This is a genomic window from Sphaerotilus sp. (assembly GCF_034519685.1).
GTDB lineage: Bacteria > Pseudomonadota > Gammaproteobacteria > Burkholderiales > Burkholderiaceae_C > Sphaerotilus.
The window spans coordinates 2,119,110-2,138,117 of sequence record NZ_JAXHOF010000006.1 but is presented as its reverse complement, the minus strand read 5'-3'; the positions used below and the strand labels follow the sequence as shown (position 1 = coordinate 2,138,117).

Sequence of the window (19,008 nt, the reverse complement as noted above, 5' to 3'; positions counted from 1 at the left end):
GATGCCCTCCCCCGCTTCAGCCCACCCACTTTCGTGCGTTGCCGAACATGCGCAGCCACGGGCTCTGCTCGGACACCGCGCCCGAGGTCCAGCTCATCTGCACATTGCGGAACACCCGCTCCGGGTGCGGCATCAGCACCGTGAACCGGCCATCCGCCGTCGTCACCGAGGTCAGGCCGTCCGGACTGCCGTTCGGGTTGAGCGGATAGGCTTCGGTCGGGCGACCCGCGTGGTCGACGAACCGCATGGCGCGCTGCACCTTGGCCGCGTCACCCCGCTGCGAGAAGTCGGCAAAGCCTTCGCCGTGTGCGACCGCGATCGGCAGGCGGCTGCCGGCCATGCCCTGGAAGAAGATCGACGGGCTCTCCAGCACCTCGACCAGGCTCAGCCGCGCCTCGAACTGCTCGCTCTTGTTGCGGGTGAACTTCGGCCAGTCCTGCGCGCCGGGGATGATTGGTGACAGCGCGGCCATCATCTGGCAGCCGTTGCACACGCCCAGCGCGAAGGTATCGGTGCGCCCAAAGAAAGCGGCGAACTGCTCGGCCAGCGCTGGGTTGAACAGCACCGAGCGCGCCCAGCCCTCGCCTGCGCCCAGCGTGTCGCCATAGCTGAAGCCGCCGCAGGCCACGAAACCCTGGAACTGGTCCAGCCGCGCGCGGCCGCGCTGCAGGTCGGTCATGTGGACATCGAAGGTATCGAAGCCGGCCTTGGCCATCGCGTAGGACATCTCGACGTGCGAGTTCACGCCCTGCTCGCGCAGGATCGCCACCTTCGGCCGCGCCTTGCCGATGAACGGCGCGGCCACGTCCTCCCGTGGATCGAAGCTCAGCGCGACGTGCAGCCCAGTGTCGTCGGGCGCGCCCACCGCCGCGTGTTCGCTGTCCGCGCAGACCGGGTTGTCGCGCTGCGCGGCGATGCGCCAGCTCACGTCGTCCCACGCCTGCTGCAACTTCTGCAGCGGCGCCGTGAACACCGTCTTGGCGTCGCGCCAGACCTCGACCGCCGCGCGGTCATTGGTCTTGCCGATGACGTGGCTGTGCTTGCTCAGGCCGTGGGCGCGCAGCGTCTGCATCACCTCGTTGCGCACGCTGGTCGGCACCTGGATCACGGCGCCAAGTTCCTCGTTGAACAGCGCCTTCAGCGTCAGCTCGTTGCGGCGCTCGCCGACCTGGGTGGCCCAGTTCTTCGAGTCGCCGGTGTCGGCGCGGCTGTCGGTGATGCCGTCGCCTTCGGTGACCAGCATGTCCACGTTCAGGCTCACGCCGACATGGCCGGCAAACGCCATCTCGCACGCCGCCGCCCACAGCCCGCCGTCGCTGCGGTCGTGGTAGGCCAGCAGCTTGCCCTCGGTGCGCAACTGGTTGATGACGGTGACCAGCGCCTTGAGCTGCGCCGGGTCGTCCACGTCCGGGACTTCATGGCCGAACTGGCCGATCACCTGCGCCAGCATCGAGCCGCCCATGCGGTTCTTGCCGTTGCCGAGGTCGATCAGGATCAGCGAGGTGTCGAGGCCCGCGGGCGTGTCAGTCTTCAGTTGCGGCGTCAGCGTGCCGCGCACGTCGTCCAGCGTGACGAACGCGGTGACGATCAGCGACACGGGAGCGACGACCTGCTTCTGAACCTGCCCATTCAGCCCGTCGTCACTCCACTTGGTGCGCATCGACAGCGAATCCTTGCCGACCGGAATGCCCACGCCGAGCGCAGGGCAGAGTTCCATCCCGACCGCCTTGACCGTCTCGTACAGCGCGGCGTCCTCGCCCGGCTCGCCGCACGCGGCCATCCAGTTCGCCGACAGCTTCACGCGCGACAGCTCGAATGGCGCGGCCAGCAGGTTGGTGATGGACTCGGCCACCGCCATGCGGCCCGAGGCGGGCGCGTCCAGCGCGGCCAGCGGCGTGCGCTCGCCCATCGCCATCGCCTCGCCGCGGAAGCCGCTGTAGTCGGCCAGCGTCACGGCGCAGTCCGCCACCGGCACCTGCCACGGCCCGACCATCTGGTCGCGGTGGCTCAGGCCGCCCACGGTGCGGTCGCCGATGGTGATGAGGAAACGCTTGGACGCCACCGTCGGGTGGCGCAGCACGCTGAAGGCCACCTCGTCGAGCTGCACGCCCGTCAGGTTCAGGGGCGCCTCGGTGCGCTGCAAGCGGGTCACGTCGCGGTGGACCTTCGGTGGTTTTCCGAGCAGCACGTCCATCGGCATGTCGATTGGGCGCTCGCCACCGGGGCCGTCTTCGAGCACCAGCTCGCGGTCATCGGTGGCGATGCCCACCACCGCATACGGCGCGCGCTCGCGGCGACACATCTCGTCGAACAGCGGCAGCGCCTCCGGCGTCACCGCCATCACGTAGCGCTCCTGGCTCTCGTTGCACCAGATTTCCTTGGGCGCCAGACCGGTCTCTTCCAGCGGCACCTTGCGGATGTCGAAGGTCGCGCCCTTGCCCGCGCCATCCACCAGCTCGGGGAACGCATTGCTGATGCCGCCCGCGCCCACGTCGTGGATCGCCACGATCGGGTTGCTCGCGCCGAGGGCGTAGCAGTGGCTGATGACCTCCTGCGCGCGGCGCTGGATCTCGGGGTTACCGCGCTGGACCGAGTCGAAGTCGAGCGACGCGGTGTTGGTGCCGGCCGCCATCGACGACGCGGCGCCGCCGCCCATGCCGATGCGCATGCCCGGCCCGCCGAGCTGGATCAGCAGCGTGCCGGCGCCGAACGGCAGCTTGTGCGTCTGGCTGTCGGCGATGGTGCCCAGGCCGCCGGCGATCATGATCGGCTTGTGGTAGCCGCGCCGCACGCCGGCCACGTCCTGCTCGAACACGCGGAAGTAACCCGCCAGGTTGGGCCGGCCGAACTCGTTGTTGAACGCGGCGCCGCCTAGCGGGCCGTCGGTCATGATCTGCAGCGGGCTGGCGATGTGCGCCGGCTTGCCGATGGGGTCGCTCTCCCACGGCTCGTTGGTGCCGGGCAGGTTCAGGTTCGACACGCTGAAGCCGGTCAGGCCCGCCTTGGGCTTGGAGCCCCGGCCGGTCGCGCCTTCGTCGCGGATCTCGCCGCCCGCACCAGTCGCCGCACCAGGGAACGGGGAAATCGCCGTCGGGTGGTTGTGCGTCTCGACCTTCATCAGCACATGCACCAGCTCTTCGCGGGCACCGTACTGCGGCGCGTTGGTGTAGCCCTGCGGCATCCAGCGCTCGATCACGCCGCCCTGCATCACCGAGGCGTTGTCGCTGTAGGCGACCACGGTGGACTGCGGCGACATCTTCTCGGTGTTGCGGATCATGCCGAACATGCTCATCGGCTGACGCTCGCCGTCGAGGGTGAAGTCGGCGTTGAAGATCTTGTGGCGGCAGTGCTCGGAGTTCGCCTGCGCGAACATCATCAGCTCGACATCGCTCGGGTTGCGGCCCAGGCCGGTGAAAGCGTTCACCAGGTAGTCGATCTCGTCCTCGGACAGCGCCAGCCCGAAGTCCTTGTTCGCCACGACCAGCGCCGCGCGGCCCTGCCCCAGCACATCGACGTGCGCCAGCGGCTCGGCCGGCTGCTCGTCGAACAGGTGGCGGGCAGCCTCCCGCTCGAAGGCGGCCGACTCGGTCATGCGGTCGTGCAGCACCAGCGCGCAGGCCTGCAGCTCCTCGGCCGTCAGCGGCTTGGCGCCGCCCTTGAACGTGTCCAGCAGGCCGGACTTCAGCACCAGCCGGTACTCGGTGACCCGCTCGACGCGGTGCAGCGTGGCGCCGCAGTTGCGGGCGATGTCGGTGGCCTTCGAGGCCCAGGGCGACAGCGTGCCCAGCCGGGGCATCACGACGATCAGCGCACCCTCCGGCTTCGCGGTGTACGCGTCACCGTAGGTCAGCAGCGCCGAGAGCTTGTCGAGGTTCTCGCGGTCCAGCGCCGCGTCGCTCCACACCCAATGCACATGGCGCGCCGTGACATCGACGATGCGGGCGCTGACGGCCTGCAGGCGGGGCAGCAGCGCCTGGGCGCGGAACGCGGAAAGGGCGTTGCCGCCCTCGAAATGCTGGAGGTGCTTGGAGGATGAAGACACGCGGTGAGTCCCGAAGGGCTGGAAAGCGTGCGATTTTAGGGGAGCTTGGTGTTCTCGCTCAGGACAAGGCTTGCACCACCTCGTCCGCGATCGCCAGACACGAGGTCAATCCCGGCGATTCGATGCCCAGCAACTGCACCAGCCCCGGCACGCCGTGGACCGCCGGCCCGTCGATGCGGAAGTCCGCCGCGGCCACGTCCGGCCCACCCAGCTTGGGCCGCACGCCCGAATAGCTCGGGCTCAGCGCCCCGTCCGGCAGCCCCGGCCAGTAGCGGCGGATCGCCTCGGCCATGCCCTGCACCCGCTCCGGGCGCACGGCGTAGTCGATCTGCGCCGCGTCGGTGATGTCGAGCCACTCCACGTCGGGACCGAAGCGCATCTGCCCGCCCAGGTCGAGCGTGACGTGCACACCCAGCCCCGCCGCCTCCGGGATCGGGTACACCAGCCGCGAGAACGCCGGCCGACCGCTGCAGGCGAAGTAGTTGCCCTTGCAGAAATGCGCCACCGGCTGCTGCGCCACGGCCTCCGGCGTCGCCGACCAGCCGCGCAGGCCGCGGGCGACGGCCGGCGCGCTCAGGCCCGCCGCGTTGACCACCTCGCGGGCGAGGATCTGCATCGGCTGCGCGCCGCCCACGTCGAGCACGATCCCGTCCGCCGTGATCTCGCCACCCGTCACCGGCGAACACAGCGCCAGCGACGCCCCCGCCGCCTCGGCGTCACCGAGCAGCGCCAGCATCAGCCCGTGGCTGTCGATGATGCCGGTCGAGGGCGACCACAGCGCCGCCACGCAGGCCAGCGCTGGCTCCATCGCGCGGGCCTCGTCGCCGCTCAGGCGCTGCAGATCGTGGACGCCGTTGGCGCGGGCCTGGGCGTGCAGCGCGTCGAGCTGGTCGCGCTGCGCGTCGCGGGTGGCCACGATGAGCTTGCCGCAGCGGCGGTGCGCGATGCCGCGCTCGGCGCAGTAGGCGTAGAGCCGGGCATTGCCCGCAACGCACAGCCGCGCCTTCAGCGATCCCGTGGGGTAGTAGAGGCCGGCGTGGACCACCTCGCTGTTGCGGGCGCTGGTGACCGTGCCGAAGGCATCCGCCGCTTCGAGCACGATGACGTCCCGGCCGGTCTGCGCCAGAGCCCGGGCCGCGGCCAGTCCGACCACGCCGGCGCCGATGACGATGGTGTCGATCTTGTCCATGCACAAGCTTAGCCGACCCCCGGTGCGATAATCCGCGCCCATGTCGATCACGATCAAAACCGCCGCGGACATTGCCGCCATGCGCGTGGCCTGCCGCCTCGCCTCCGAAGTCCTGGACATCCTCACGCCGCATGTCCGGGTGGGCGTGACCACCAACGAGCTGGACCGCATCGCCCACGACCACATCGTGAACGTGCAGCAGGCCATCCCCGCGCCGCTGAACTACCAGCCGCCCGGCTACACGCCCTATCCGAAGTCGATCTGCACCTCGGTCAACAACGTCATCTGCCACGGCATCCCGAGCGACAAGCCGCTGAAGAACGGCGACATCGTCAACCTCGACATCACCGTCATCAAGGACGGCTGGCACGGCGACACCAGCCGCATGTTCATCGTCGGCGAAGGCTCGATCGCGGCCAAGCGGCTGTGCAACCTGACCTACGAAGCCATGTGGAAGGGCATCCTGAAGGTCAAGCCGGGCGCGCGCCTGGGCGACATCGGCCACGCCATCCAGACCTTCGTCGAAGGCCAGGGCCTGTCGGTGGTGCGCGAGTTCTGCGGCCACGGCATCGGCCAGAAGTTCCATGAAGAGCCGCAGATCCTGCACTACGGCCGCCCCGGCACGCTCGACGTGCTGGTGCCGGGCATGGTGTTCACCATCGAGCCGATGGTCAACGCCGGCCGGCGCGAGCTGAAGGAAGCCGGCGACGGCTGGACCATCGTCACCAAGGACCGCTCGCTGTCGGCCCAGTGGGAGCACACGCTGGTCGTCACCGAGACCGGCTTCGAGGTCATGACGCTGTCGGCGGGCAGTCCGCCGCTGCCGGCGTTTGTCACGACCACCGCCTGCTGACCCTTTCCTGCCTGCCAAGACCGAGCCGATGCCGATGTCTGACACCACCGGCGCCGACGCCGACCGCCGCACCACCCTGCCTGCGCTGCCGCTGCCCGAACTGCGCCGCCAGTTGCGCGAGGGCAAACAGGCGCTGATCGCGCAGTTCCGCGTCGGCAAGGCCACCGTACCGGCTGCAGACCGGCTGGTGCGGCAGTTGACCCACCATGTGGACACGGTGCTGGCGCAGCTTTGGCACCAGTCCGATCTGCCACGCGGCGCCGCCCTGGTGGCGGTGGGCGGCTACGGACGCGGTGAGCTGTTCCCGCATTCCGACGTGGATGTCCTGCTGCTGCTGCCCGAAGAGCTGGCGCAGACCCACGAGCAAGAGGCGGCTGATCCGCGCCGCGCCGGCATCGAAGCCTTCATCACCGCCTGCTGGGACATCGGCCTGGAGATCGGCTCCAGCGTGCGCACGGTCGAGGAATGTGTCTTCGAGGCGCAGGCGGACGTCACGGTGCAGACGGCGATGCTGGAGGCACGCTACCTCTGCGGCGCACGGCGGCTGTACGACCAGTTCCGGCGCTGGACGCAGGACGTGCTCGACCCGGCCACCTTTCTGCGCGCCAAGTCGCTGGAGATGCAGCAGCGCCACGTCAAGTACGAGAACACGCCGTTCTCGCTGGAGCCGAACTGCAAGGAAAGCCCTGGCGGTCTGCGCGACCTGCAGGTGGTGCGCTGGATCGCGCTGGGCGCCGACCTCGGCCGCTCCTGGCGCGAGCTGGCCAGCAAGGGGCTCATCACCCGCTTCGAGGCGACCCAGTTGCAGCGCAACGAGGGTCTGCTCAAGCTGATCCGCGCCCGGCTGCACACCATCGCCGGCCGGCGCGAGGACCGGCTCGTGTTCGACCTGCAGACCGCCGTGGCCGAGAGCTTCGGCTACACCTCCACGCCCGAGCGCCGCGCCAGCGAAGCGCTGATGCGCCGCTACTACTGGGCGGCCAAGGCGGTGGTGCAGCTCAACCAGATCCTGATGCTCGGCATCGAGGAACACGTCTCCGGCTCGGGCCACGCGCCGATGCGGCCGATCGACGACCGCTTCTTCGACCGCGGCGGCATGCTCGAAGTCGCCAGCGACGACCTGTACCGGCGCGACCCGCACGCCATCCTGCAGACCTTCCTCGTTTTCCAGCAGACCATCGGCATCAAGGGCCTGTCGGCGCGCACGCTGCGCGCGCTCTACAACGCCCGCGAGCTGATGGACGGTGCTTTCCGCCGCGACCCCGAGAACCACCGTACCTTCATGGAGATCATGCGCGAGTCGCAGGGCCACACGCACGCCTTCCGGCTGATGAACGACACCTCGGTGCTCGGGCGCTATCTGTGGGTGTTCCGGCGCATCGTCGGACAGATGCAGCACGACCTGTTCCACGTCTACACCGTCGATCAGCACATCATGATGGTGCTGCGCAACGTGCGGCGCTTCTTCATCGTCGAGCACACGCACGAGTACCCGTTCTGCTCGCAGCTCGCGGCGCACTGGGACAAGCCGTGGCTGCTGTACGTGGCCGCGCTGTTCCACGACGTGGCCAAGGGGCGCGGCGGGGACCATTCGGACCTGGGCGCGGTCGAGGTGCGGCGTTTCTGCCGCGACCACGGCATCGACAAGGACGACGCGCGGCTGATCGAGTTCCTGGTCAAGGAACACCTGACGATGTCGCGGGTCGCGCAGAAGGAAGACCTGTCCGACCCGGACGTGATCGAGGCGTTCGCGCAGCATGTGAAGGATCCGCGCCGGCTCACGGCGCTGTACCTGCTGACGGTGGCCGACATCCGCGGCACCAGTCCGAAGGTATGGAACGCCTGGAAGGGCAAGCTGCTGGAAGACCTGTTCCGCGCGACGCTGCGGGCGCTGGGCGGGGCCAAGCCGCAACTGGACGCCGAGATCGAGCTGCGCAAGCAGGAGGCGCGGCAGATGCTGGCGCTGCACTCGATGCTACCGGGCGCGGAAGAGGCACTGTGGAAGACGCTGGACCTGAACTACTTCGCCCGCCACGACAGCGGCGAGATCGCTTGGCACGCCCGGGCGCTGAACCGCAAGGTCGAGGTTACCCGACCGCTGGTGAGCGCCCGCCTGTCACCGCTGGGCGAAGGGCTGCAGGTGCTGGTGTACTCACCCGACCGGCCAGACCTGTTCGCGCGCATCTGCGGCTATTTCGACTCAGCGCAGTTCAGCATCCTGGACGCACGGGTCCACACGACGCGCGCCGGTTATGCACTGGACACGTTCCAGGTGATCACGCCGTTCTTCGATCAGGCCTACCGCGACCTGATCGCGCTGGTGGAGAACCAGCTGGGGCTGGCGCTGCAGGCGGACGGGCCGCTGCCGCAACCCGGTCGGGGCCGGCTGTCGCGGCGGGTCAAGTCCTTCCCGGTGACGCCGCGGGTGCAGCTGCGCCCGGACGAGCGGGCACAGCGCTGGGTGCTGTCGGTGTCGGCCAGCGACCGCTCGGGGCTGCTCTATAGCGTCGCCCGGGTGCTGGCCAAGCACGACATCAACCTGCAGCTCGCCAAGATCAGCACGCTGGGCGAGCGGGTCGAGGACACATTCCTGGTCGATGGTGCGGCGTTGCAGCACAACCGGAGCCAGATCGAGTTCGAGACGGAGTTGCTGGATGCGTTGAGCTGAACTCAGCTGAGACCTGAGTTCAGCTTGAGCGAACAGGCAAGAAAAAACCCCAAGTGAATCAACGACTTGGGGTTAGATCTGGCGGAGAGGGCGGGATTCGAACCCGCGGTGGGGATTAACCCACACACGCTTTCCAGGCGTGCGACTTAAACCGCTCATCCACCTCTCCGGAAAGACAGCCACTATAGCAGCTTTCAGGAGAGATGAGAATACCTGTCAGCGCACGACGGCGATCTGCTCGCGGTTGCCACCCTTGTAGGTGAACATCGTCAGCGCGCCGTTCTTCACGTCGCCCTTCTCGTCGAAGCTGATGTTGCCCGTCACGCCCTTGTAGCCCGACGTCTTGGCCAGCACCGGCAGGTACTTCGCCGGGTCGCTCGACCCCGCCTTCTCCATCGCCGCCACCATCACGTTCAGCGCGTCGTACACATACGGCGCGTAGATCTGCACGTCCGCGTTGAACTTCGTCTTGAAGCGCGCCTTGAAGTCCTCCATGCCCTTCTTCTGCTCGCCTTCGACACCACCGGCCTCGGCGCACACCACCTGACCGTCGTCCATCGCGCCGCCCGACAGCTTGGGCAGCTCGCCCGAGCAGATGCCGTCGCCGCCCATGAACTTCGCCTTGATGCCCAGCTGCTTCATCTGCCGGATCATCGGGCCCGCCACCGCGTCCATCCCGCCGAAGAACACGATGTCCGGCTTCTTCGCCTTCAGGTTGGTCAAGATCGCCGTGAAGTCCGTCGCCTTGTCGTTCGTGAACTCGCGCGCCACCGTCTTGCCGCCCGCACCCTTCACGCCCTTCTCGAACTCGTCAGCCACGCCCTGCCCATACGCCGTGCGGTCATCGATCACCGCGATCGACTTGCCCTTCAGCTCCTTGGCGGCGTAGCGGCCCAGCGTGCCGCCCAGGTGCACGTCATCCGCCACCACGCGGAACGTCGTCTTGAAGCCCTGGCGCGTGAACTTCGGGTTCGTCGCCGACGGCGAGATCTGCGGGATCCCTGCGTCGCTGTAGATCTTCGAGGCCGGGATCGACGTGCCCGAGTTCAGGTGGCCCACCACGCCGGCGACCTTCGAGTCCACCAGCTTCTGCGCGGCGGCCGTGCCCTGCTTCGGGTCACCGCCGTCGTCTTCGGCCAGCAGCTCGAACTTCACCTTCTTGCCGCCGATCGACACGCCCTTGGCGTTGAGTTCGTCGATCGCCATGCGCGCGCCGTTCTCGTTGTCCTTGCCCAGGTGGGCAATGCCACCGCTGGTCGGGCCCACGTGACCGATCTTGACGACTTCCTGTGCGCTGACCTGCGTGGCCGCTGCAAAAGCCACTGCGGCAATGACGACGTTGAGCTTGTGATTCATGGATTGAAACTCCAGTTTCTGGAACACGGTAGATGTGGGCCGCCGATGACCGGCCTGAACGACACAGCCGGCGAACTTACCCGAATTTCTCAGGCACCTCCAGCGGCGGTACCCGAATCGGGAAAGCCCTCACTCAACGCCTGAAGCGCGAAACAGGTGCACAGCGCACCGCGAACAGCGCTCAACGGCTGCGGGAGCGCTCGATTTCCTGGGCGATGGCCTCTCGCACGGCATCGGCCAGGCCCGACGACAGCTCGGCGCGCAGCACCGGAAGCAACTGCTCCACCAGTTGCTCCAGCATCGGCGGCAGGTGGGTGCGCAAGCCGGATTCGAGCAATGCATCCGCACGGGCGCCCACATTCCAGAGGATCTGCAAGGTCAGACGCTCTTCGTCGATCGTGGCATGGCCCGCATGAACCGGCTGGGGCACCTCCAGGGAATCGACGAGTTCCGATGGCCGCACCACTTCCGTCAGGGTCGGCACATCGTCCGGTGGCGCCCGCAATGGTGCGTTCACCCCGCCACCTCGTGCCGTTCGATGGGGCAGCCCTCGGCGCTGTACTGGCGCCAGCGACCGCGGGCGCCGTCCCGATCGAGATCGTCGCGGCCGACGACCTCGATGACCCGCGTGTATTGCGTGTAGGCCTGCGGAACATCCCGCCCGAGGTTGACCAGCACGTCGTGGCCAAAGCGGGCACTGTGGCCCGCGCACAGCAGGACCGGGGTGGCCTGCAGACGCGCGGGCAATCCGTCCACGGCAGCACCACGCCAGTGCGGAATGAACTCCAGCGCCTCGAAAGTCCAGAGCAGCCGGTCGAGTTCCGCCAGCTGTGCGGACTCGCCCGTGACCACCACCCGCGCGCCAGATCGGTAGGCCTTGCGCAGCAAGCGGCAGGCGTAGGCCCGCCGGTCTGGCACATTGAAATGGAAGGCAACCGCCGTCATGCCGCTCGGTCAGCCAGCCTGACCCAGAAGGTAGTGCGTCAGCAGCGGCACCGGCCGTCCGGTGCCGCCCTTGGCCGCGCCGGAGCGGAAGGCCACTCCCGCCACGTCCAGGTGCGCCCAGCGGTAGGCGCTGGTGAAACGCTGCAGGAACTTGGCGGCCGTGATGGCCCCACCCGCCCGGGCGCCGATGTTCGGGATGTCGGCGAAATGGCTCTTCAGCCCCTCGTCGTATTCCTCGTCCAGCGGCATGCGCCAGGCCGTGTCGTGGGATGCGGTGCCCGCCTTCAGCAGGGCCTCGGCCAGCGTGTCGTCCGGACTGAACAGGCCCGCGTGCTGAAACCCCAGGCCGATGATGATCGCGCCGGTCAGCGTGGCGATGTCGATGACGGCTGCCGGCTTGAAGCGCTCGGCATAGGTCAGCGCGTCGCACAGGATCAGGCGCCCTTCCGCATCGGTGTTGAGGATCTCGATGGTCTTGCCGGACATGGAGGTCACCACATCGCCCGGCTTGATGGCGCGTCCATCGGGCATGTTCTCGCAGGTCGGGATCAGGCCGACCACGTTGATCTTCGGCTGGAGTTCGGCGATGGCGCGGAAGGTGCCCAGCACGCTGGCGGCGCCGCCCATGTCGAACTTCATCTCGTCCATCTCGGCCGACGGCTTGATCGAGATGCCGCCGGTGTCGAAGGTGATGCCCTTGCCGACCAGCACGGTCGGCGCGTCCTTCTTGCCCGCGCCCTGGTAGCGCAGCACGATGAAGCGCGGCGGCTCCTCCGAACCCTGCGCGACCGCCAGGAAGGCGCCCATGCCGAGCTTCTCGATGTCCTTGCGGTCCAGCACCTCGACCTTCAGCCCCGGCTGTTCCTTGGCCAATGTGCGGGCATGGTCGGCCAGCATCGACGGCGTGCAATGGTTGCCGGGGCGGTTGGCGACTTCACGGGCCAGTGTGCTGCCCGCCGCGATGGCGCGGCCGCGGGCCAGGCCAGCGTCGGCATCCGCCCGGGCCGCCTCGCCGCAGACGAGGTCCAGCCGCACCCACTTCGGCGCCTCGGCGGCGCTCGGCTTGGTGTGGCGGTAGACGTAGACCGCCTCCTGCGCCAGACACGCGGCCGATTCAGCCATCGCCGCGTCAGGCTCGCCCGCGCCGGCCCAGACCAGCGCGGCACGCTCGGCGCCGCTGCTCTTCAGGTGCCCGAATGCGGTGCCCAGCGCCTTGCGCCAGGCCTTGCCGCTGCCGTCCGCGGCCACGGCGACCACCAGCCGCGGGGCCTTGAGACCTGCGGGCCGGTGCAGATAGAGGCTGCGTCCGGCCTTGAGGGCCAGATCGCCCTGCGCGACCGCATCGTCGACCAGCTTGCGCACCGCAGCCGGCAGCCGCCAGCCGCCAGCCTCTGCCGGCACGATGACGACGAGTGCATCGGTCACCAGCTTCGAATAATCCTGCGTTGCTGCCGTGAGTGTTTGAACGTCCATAATTCCGCGCTGCTCCTGTTCGCACTGATGTTATTCGATTCCACCCTACGCAAAGAGTTGTCCCGCAGCTTCGGCGGCACGCTTGTGGTCATCCTGACCATCGTGCTGACGATGATGCTGATCCGCATGCTGGGCCTGGCCGCGGGGGGAAAGGTGTCGCCGCAGGATGTTGTCCTGCTGATGGGCTACACCGCGCTCGGGCATCTGCCGACGATGCTGAGCCTGTCGCTGTTCATCGCGGTCGTCTCCACGCTGACGCGGCTCTACCGGGACAGCGAGATGGTGGTCTGGTTCAGCAGCGGCCTGTCGATCGTGCGCTTCGTGCGGCCGGTGCTGCGCTTCGCGGCGCCGGTGCTGGTGGCGGTGGCGGCCCTGATGCTGGTGGTGTGGCCCTGGGCCAACCGCAACACCGTCGACCTGCGTGACCGCTACGAGCAGCGCTCCGACCTGTCCCGGGTGGCGCCGGGCCAGTTCCAGTCCTCCCGCGACGGCAGCCGCGTGTTCTTTCTGGACAAGCAGACCGCCGACAGCGCAACCGGTCAGCACATCTTCATCCTCGACCAGCGCGAGGGCCGCGAGTCCGTCACCACGGCGCAAGCCGGCCGCATCGAGCCGGGCGACGACGCCGCACGCCGGCTGGTGCTGACCCACGGCGCCCGCACCGATCTGGACCTCACCGGCGGCACCCGCACGATCGCCCGCTTCGAGCACTACACGGTCCGCATCGGCGAGAAGGCGCTGTCGGCCGAGCAGGAGCGCCCGCCCAAGGCCCTGGACACCCTCGACCTGCTCCGGTCGCCCGGTCTGCCGGCGCAGGGCGAGCTGGTCTGGCGGGCCGGCATGGTGCTGGCCGCCTTCAACCTGCTGCTCTGGGGCATCGGGCTCGCCTCGGGCGGACCACGAGGCGGCAACACCTGGGTGCTGCTGGTGGCGCTGCTGGGCTTCGTCGTCTATTTCAACCTGATCAACCTCAGCCAGGCCTGGGTCGGCACCGGCAAGGCCGGCGCGGCGGCGGCCCTCATCGCACTGCACGGTGGCCTGCTGCTGGGTGCGCTCGGCCTGCTGCGCTGGCGCATGCGCTGAACCGGGAACGCTGTCCATGCGCACCATCCGCCGCCTCCTGTACCGCGAGATCCTCGGCGCCATCGGCTTCGTGATGCTCGCCTTCCTCGGCCTGTTCCTGTTCATCGACCTGGTCGGCGAACTCGACAACGTCGGCAAGGGCGGCTACACGCTCGGTCAGGCCTTGCTGGTCTGCGCCCTGCTGGTGCCGGGCCATGTCTATGAACTGGCCCCCATCGCGGTGCTGATCGGCGCCATCTATGCGCTGGCTCGGCTGGCGCAGTCGAGCGAGTTCACCATCCTGCGCACTGGCGGACTCGGCCCGGGCCTCGCGCTGAAGCTGCTGGCCCAGCTTGGGCTGGCGCTGGCCGCCGTCACCTTCGTTGTCGGCGACTTCATCGCGCCCTGGTGCGACACACAGGCCACGCTGCTCGAATCGGCCCGCAAGGGCCAGCTCGACACCGACTATGGCGGCGTCTGGCTGCGCGACAGCCGCCAGACCCCCGAGGGCGAGCACCGCATCACCCTGAACGTCGGGCTGGCGCGTGACAATGGCTCGGTCGAGAAGGTGCGCATCTTCGAGTTCGGGCCGCGGGGTGAGCTGCGCACGCGCACCACCGCCGCCCGCGCCACCATCGACACGGACGGTGTCTGGCTGCTGGACGACGTGCGCATCTCGCAGTGGGCGGCCGACAGCACGCCGTCGCTGGCCCCGGACCAGACGCTGAAACAGCTGCGCTGGCCCTCGGCGCTCACGCGGCAGGTGGTGTCGTCGGCCGTGTTGCCGCTGAACACGATGTCCACGATGGCGCTCTACACCTACATGACCCACTTGGCCGAGAACGACCAGTCGGCCCAGCGCTACGAGATCAAGTTCTGGAAGAAGGCGCTCTACCCGCTCGCCTGCCTGGTGATGATGGCGCTGGCGCTGCCCTTCGCCTACCTGCATGCCCGCTCCGGCGGCGTCTCGCTCAAGGTCTTCGGTGGCATCCTGCTGGGCATCAGCTTCGTGCTGCTCAACAACGTCACCAGCCACCTCGGGCTGCTCCACCAATGGACGCCGTGGCTGGCGGCCAGTCTTCCCAGCGTGCTCTACCTGCTGATGTCGCTCGGCGCCTTCAGCTGGCTGGTGCGCTACCGCTGAACCAGGAACCCTCCCCCATGCACGGCATCCTTCTCTTCGCCCACGGCGCCCGCGACCCCGCCTGGGCCACACCCTTCCGCACCATCACCGACCACATGCGCCGGGAGTCCGGCGGCCGTCCCGTCACCCTCGCCTTCCTGGAGCTGATGACGCCCGGCCTGGAAACCGGCGTGGCCGATCTGGTCGAGCAGGGCTGCACCGCCGTCACGGTGGTGCCGCTGTTCCTCGGCGCAGGGGGCCATGTGCGGCGCGATCTGCCGCTGCTGCTCGACAACGCGCGGGCGCATTTCCCCGGCGTGGAGATCGCCACAACCGCCGCGATCGGCGAGCTGGAAGCCGTGACGCTGGCCATCGCGCGGGCGGCGCTGTCGCTGCTGCCGCTGCCCGCGGACCCGTCGGCATGAACCTGCACCAGTTCCGCTTCGTGCAGGAGGCGGCGCGCCGCAACCTCAACCTCACCGAGACCGCCAAGGCCCTGCACACCTCGCAGCCCGGCATCTCCAAAGCCATCCTGGAGCTGGAGGAAGAGCTTGGCGTGGACATCTTCGCCCGCCACGGCAAGCGGCTGCGCCGCGTCACCGAGCCGGGCCGGCAGGTGCTGACCTCGATCGAGATCATCATGCGCGAGGTCGCCAACCTCAAGCGCATCGGCGAGGACTACTCGCGCCAGGAGGCCGGCACGCTCTCCATCGCCGCGACCCACACCCAGGCGCGCTACGTGCTGCCCACGCCCGTGGCCGCCCTGCGCACCCGCTACCCCAAGGTCGCGGTCAGCCTGCACCAGGGCACGCCCGAGCAGGTTGCGCAGATGATCCTCGACGACTCGGCCGAGATCGGCATGGCCACCGAGCGCCTGACGCAGTACGACGATCTGGTCACGCTGCCCTGCTACGAGTGGCGCCACGTCGTCGTCGTGCCGACCGCGCACCCGCTGGCGCGCACCGAGCGGCTGACGCTGGAGCAGATCGCCGCCGAGCCGCTGATCAGCTACCACCCGTCGTTCACCGGCCGCTCCAAGATCGACGCCGCCTTCGAGCAGCGCCAGCTCAAGCCGAACTTCGTGCTGGAGGCCATCGACTCGGACGTCATCAAGACCTATGTGCGGCTCGGGCTGGGCGTGGGCATCGTGGCCGAGATGGCGGTGGCGGACGACCCGCTGTGCGCACCGGGCGGTGACCTGATCGCCCGTCCGGTCGGGCACCTGTTCGGGCCGAACGTGGCGCGCATCGCCTTCAAGCGCGGCGCCTACCTGCGCAACTTCGTCTACACCTTCGCCGAACTGCTGTCCGACCAGCTCACCCGCCCGCTGATCGAGCGCGCCATGCTCGGCCTGGCCGCCGACCGCCCCGCCAGCGACGGCCTCTGACCCCCTCCGACCCCCTCCCACCGTCATGCCCGCGCAGGCGGGCACCCACGCCAGCCACCACCATGACGCCTACCACCCGCACCCCCGCCGTCACCAGCCGCCTGCCCCATGTCGGCACCACGATTTTCACGACCATGTCGGCGCTGGCGACGCAGTGCGGCGCGGTCAACCTCGGCCAGGGCTTCCCCGACTTCGACGGCGACCCGCGCCTGATGCAGGCGGTCAAGGACGCGCTCGACGCCGGCCACAACCAGTACCCGCCGATGACCGGCATCCCCGCGCTGCGTGAGGCCATCGCCGCCAAGGTCGAAGCGCTCTACGGCCACCGCTACGACCCCGCCACCGACATCACCGTCACCGCGGGCGCCACGCAGGCCATCCTCACCGCCGTGCTGGCGCTCGTGCATCCGGGCGACGAGGTCATCGTGCTCGACCCGTGCTACGACAGCTACGCGCCGAGCATCGTGCTGGCGGGTGCGACCGCCGTGCATGTGCCGCTGACGGCCGGCACCTTCCGCCCCGACTTCGCCGCGCTCGCCGCCGCGATCACGCCGAAGACCCGCGCCCTGCTCGTCAACACGCCGCACAACCCGACCGGCACTGTCTGGACCGCCGCCGAGCAGCAGCAGCTCGCCGAGCTGCTGCGCCCGACCGACATCCTGCTGCTGTCCGACGAGGTCTACGAGCACATGGTCTACGACGGCGCCGCGCACCTCAGCGTCGCCAGCCACCCCGAACTGGCAGCCCGCAGCGTGCTCATCTCCAGCTTCGGCAAGACCTACCACGTCACCGGCTGGAAGGTCGGCTTCGTCGCCGCGCCCGCGCCGCTGATGGCCGAGTTCCGCAAGGTCCACCAGTTCAACGTCTTCACGGTCAACACGCCGATGCAGCACGCACTGGCCGCCTACATGGCCGATCCAGCGCCTTACCTGGAGCTTGGCGCCTTCTACCAGCGCAAGCGCGACCTGTTCCGCGCCGGGCTGGCCGGCACCGGGCTGCGCCTGCTGCCGTGCGAGGGCACGTATTTCCAGAGCGTGGACTACAGCGGCCTCGCCCCCGAGATCGCCGGGCTGGGCGAGGCGGCGTTCTGCGAATGGCTCACGCGCGAGGTCGGCGTGGCGGCGATCCCGCTGTCGGCCTTCTACCCGGACGGCCGCGACCAGCAGATCGCGCGGCTGTGCTTCGCCAAGCGCGACGAGACGCTGGCGCTGGCGCTGGAGCGGCTGCGCCAGCGCCTGGGCTGATCACTGCCGCGACCGAGCAACCAGCTCTACCTCGCCGGCCAGCTCAATGAGCTTGGCCTGCCACTCCCGGTCGCCCTGAAGCGCACCTAGCGCGGAACCTCGGATGCTGGCGCAGTCGTCCCCGGGATAGCCATATTGCGTCAGCAACTCGCGCGACTCCATTTCCTTCAATTCCAGCAGCTCTTCGTCATCGACCCGATCGCAACCGTTCAAGAACAGCACGACACCCCGCACACCGGCTTGCTGGCAGCGCTCAATCTGCTCGCGGGTCTGCTCGGTGGAGTCATCGACAACCGAGACCACCACAAGGGCCACCTCCATCGGCGCACCTGCACGCAGCGCCTCTGTCAAGTCGCCCGACTGGCGATAGTCGGTGTGGAGGAACTTGCAACCACCGCTGTGGTACTCGACCGTGGCTGAACCGAAGGTGATGCCATCCATCGTGGTGTCGGTCGTCATCCGCGCCAGTTGGTCAAGGTCGAGCGGATGGCCTCCATAGGTTTCCGCCATGACGTTGTTAAGGGCCACCGTCAGGGTGGACTTGCCATGGCCATCTTGACCCACGACCCCGACATGAATCGAGGGCTTTTCAGTGTTGAAACGCTGTTCGGAAAGGGATGCACTCATGAGAGTTCCTTGTTGAAATCTTGTGAACGAGAAGACTTTTCATTCTCTTGCATTCGCCCAAATTGATAAAAATTATCATCATTTCAATGTATGTGACTGTAAGAAGTCAGGGTAACCCCCACCCAAACAAACACGTTTGGAGTCAATAAAAAGAACGGTCGTTCTTTTTTTCCATGCCAGAATCTTTGGCCATGCCTACCGCACCCGTACCTGCAGCCTTTGCCGAACTGATCCTCTCCCGCCACGACCGCACGCTGGTGCTGACGCTGCGTGATCCCGCCTCGCGCAACGCGCTGTCGCCGGCGGTCTACGCCGCAGCGATCGCCGCCCTTGACGACGCAGCCCGCGACCCGACGCTGCGCGCCATCGTGCTGACGGGCGCGGACGGCCATTTCAGCGGCGGCGGCAACCTGAACCAGCTCGCCGCCGTGCGTGGCCAGCCCGACGTGCAGGCGGCCCGTGTGGACGCGCTGCACGGCTGGATCGCCGCGATGCGTGCCCATCCGCTGCCCGTGATCGCCGCCGTCGAAGGCGCGGCGGCGGGCGCGGGGTGTTCCCTGGCGCTGGCCTGCGACCTGCTGGTGGCCTCGACGACCGCCCGCTTCGGGCTGGCCTATGGCCGCATCGGCGCCTCGCCGGATGGCGGCGCGGTGCAGGCGCTGATGCAGTTGCTGCCGCGGCAGCAGGCGCTGGAGTGGCTCTGGCTGGCGCAGGTGCGCAGTGCCGCCGACCTGGAACGCGCCGGGCTGGTCAACCGGCTGACGGATCCAGGGCGCGCCCTCGACGAGGCGCTGACGCTGGCCGCCTCGCTGGCGCACTTCGCGCCGAACGTGATCGCCTCGGTCAAGCGCATGGCGCAGGAGGCCGCCACCCTGCCGCTGGCCACCCACCTCGACCGCGAGCGCGACGCCTTCATCGCCAACATCAACCACGACAACGGTGGCGAAGGCCTGGCCGCGTGGCGCGAGAAGCGCGCGCCGCAGTTCCGCTGACCGATCACGGACCTGGACCTGGACCTGGACCTGACCCCGGACCCGAC

At 68.5% G+C, this 19,008-nt stretch carries 15 protein-coding genes and 1 tRNA gene; 8 read left to right on the top strand and 8 right to left on the bottom strand.

Translation table 11 applies throughout. The features are described from left to right. Positions 1-16: 16 nt before the first annotated feature. Together purL and U5O44_RS20640 are read right to left on the bottom strand one after the other, a co-directional pair. The gene (gene purL, locus U5O44_RS20645; RefSeq protein WP_322590260.1) at positions 17-4,042 is read right to left on the bottom strand and encodes a phosphoribosylformylglycinamidine synthase; all 4,026 of its coding nucleotides are present in this window, start codon (positions 4,040-4,042) and stop codon (positions 17-19) included. A gap of 58 nt (positions 4,043-4,100) precedes the next feature. Then, positions 4,101-5,231, bottom strand: coding sequence for an NAD(P)/FAD-dependent oxidoreductase (locus U5O44_RS20640; RefSeq protein ID WP_322590259.1), 1,131 nt, complete (start codon positions 5,229-5,231; stop codon positions 4,101-4,103). Between the two features lie 40 nt (positions 5,232-5,271). Between U5O44_RS20640 and map the strand changes: the two genes are divergently transcribed. After that, positions 5,272-6,084, top strand: coding sequence for a type I methionyl aminopeptidase (gene map, locus U5O44_RS20635; RefSeq protein ID WP_322590258.1), 813 nt, complete (start codon positions 5,272-5,274; stop codon positions 6,082-6,084). A 34-nt stretch (positions 6,085-6,118) separates the two neighbouring features. Next, complete coding sequence (locus U5O44_RS20630) at positions 6,119-8,752, top strand: [protein-PII] uridylyltransferase (protein ID WP_322590257.1); 2,634 nt, start codon at positions 6,119-6,121, stop codon at positions 8,750-8,752. A 79-nt stretch (positions 8,753-8,831) separates the two neighbouring features. Here the strand turns inward: U5O44_RS20630 and U5O44_RS20625 are convergent. The 5 genes from U5O44_RS20625 to U5O44_RS20605 form a co-directional block, all read right to left on the bottom strand. After that, positions 8,832-8,921, bottom strand: a tRNA-Ser gene (locus U5O44_RS20625). Positions 8,922-8,968: 47 nt separating this feature from the next. Further along, a complete protein-coding gene (locus tag U5O44_RS20620; protein WP_322590256.1) occupies positions 8,969-10,108 on the bottom strand; it encodes a branched-chain amino acid ABC transporter substrate-binding protein in 1,140 nt (379 codons plus the stop codon). 181 nt (positions 10,109-10,289) lie between these two features. After that, the gene (locus U5O44_RS20615) at positions 10,290-10,625 is read right to left on the bottom strand and encodes a hypothetical protein (RefSeq protein ID WP_322590255.1); all 336 of its coding nucleotides are present in this window, start codon (positions 10,623-10,625) and stop codon (positions 10,290-10,292) included. Beyond that, on the bottom strand, positions 10,622-11,053 hold the full coding sequence (locus tag U5O44_RS20610) for a DNA polymerase III subunit chi (RefSeq protein ID WP_322590254.1): 432 nt from the start codon (positions 11,051-11,053) through the stop codon (positions 10,622-10,624). Before U5O44_RS20610 ends, U5O44_RS20615 begins: the two co-directional genes overlap by 4 nt. A gap of 9 nt (positions 11,054-11,062) precedes the next feature. Continuing rightward, the gene (locus U5O44_RS20605; protein ID WP_322590253.1) at positions 11,063-12,526 is read right to left on the bottom strand and encodes a leucyl aminopeptidase; all 1,464 of its coding nucleotides are present in this window, start codon (positions 12,524-12,526) and stop codon (positions 11,063-11,065) included. A 27-nt stretch (positions 12,527-12,553) separates the two neighbouring features. On the opposite strand from U5O44_RS20605, the gene lptF reads away from it, so the two are divergent. The 5 genes from lptF (at position 12,554) to U5O44_RS20580 (ending at position 17,342) form a co-directional block, all read left to right on the top strand. Then, positions 12,554-13,609, top strand: coding sequence for an LPS export ABC transporter permease LptF (lptF, locus tag U5O44_RS20600; RefSeq protein ID WP_322590252.1), 1,056 nt, complete (start codon positions 12,554-12,556; stop codon positions 13,607-13,609). A gap of 16 nt (positions 13,610-13,625) precedes the next feature. After that, positions 13,626-14,732, top strand: coding sequence for an LPS export ABC transporter permease LptG (gene lptG / locus U5O44_RS20595; protein ID WP_322590251.1), 1,107 nt, complete (start codon positions 13,626-13,628; stop codon positions 14,730-14,732). A gap of 17 nt (positions 14,733-14,749) precedes the next feature. Continuing rightward, positions 14,750-15,136: a sirohydrochlorin chelatase gene (locus U5O44_RS20590; RefSeq protein ID WP_322590250.1), complete on the top strand. Its 387-nt coding sequence runs from the start codon at positions 14,750-14,752 to the stop codon at positions 15,134-15,136. After that, positions 15,133-16,098 carry a CysB family HTH-type transcriptional regulator gene (locus tag U5O44_RS20585; RefSeq protein WP_322590249.1) on the top strand — a complete coding sequence of 322 codons (966 nt, stop codon included), beginning with the start codon at positions 15,133-15,135 and terminating at the stop codon, positions 16,096-16,098. The genes U5O44_RS20590 and U5O44_RS20585 overlap by 4 nt, the downstream gene beginning before the upstream one ends. Positions 16,099-16,160: 62 nt before the next feature. Next, positions 16,161-17,342 (top strand): pyridoxal phosphate-dependent aminotransferase, encoded by a 1,182-nt coding sequence (locus tag U5O44_RS20580; protein ID WP_322590248.1) that lies wholly within the window; start codon positions 16,161-16,163, stop codon positions 17,340-17,342. Here U5O44_RS20580 and U5O44_RS20575 read toward each other — a convergent pair whose 3' ends face one another. Next, positions 17,343-17,969 carry a GTP-binding protein gene (locus U5O44_RS20575; protein WP_322590247.1) on the bottom strand — a complete coding sequence of 209 codons (627 nt, stop codon included), beginning with the start codon at positions 17,967-17,969 and terminating at the stop codon, positions 17,343-17,345. Positions 17,970-18,160: 191 nt separating this feature from the next. Between U5O44_RS20575 and U5O44_RS20570 the strand changes: the two genes are divergently transcribed. After that, on the top strand, positions 18,161-18,961 hold the full coding sequence (locus U5O44_RS20570; protein ID WP_322590246.1) for an oxepin-CoA hydrolase, alternative type: 801 nt from the start codon (positions 18,161-18,163) through the stop codon (positions 18,959-18,961). The last annotated feature ends 47 nt before the right edge of the window (positions 18,962-19,008 follow it).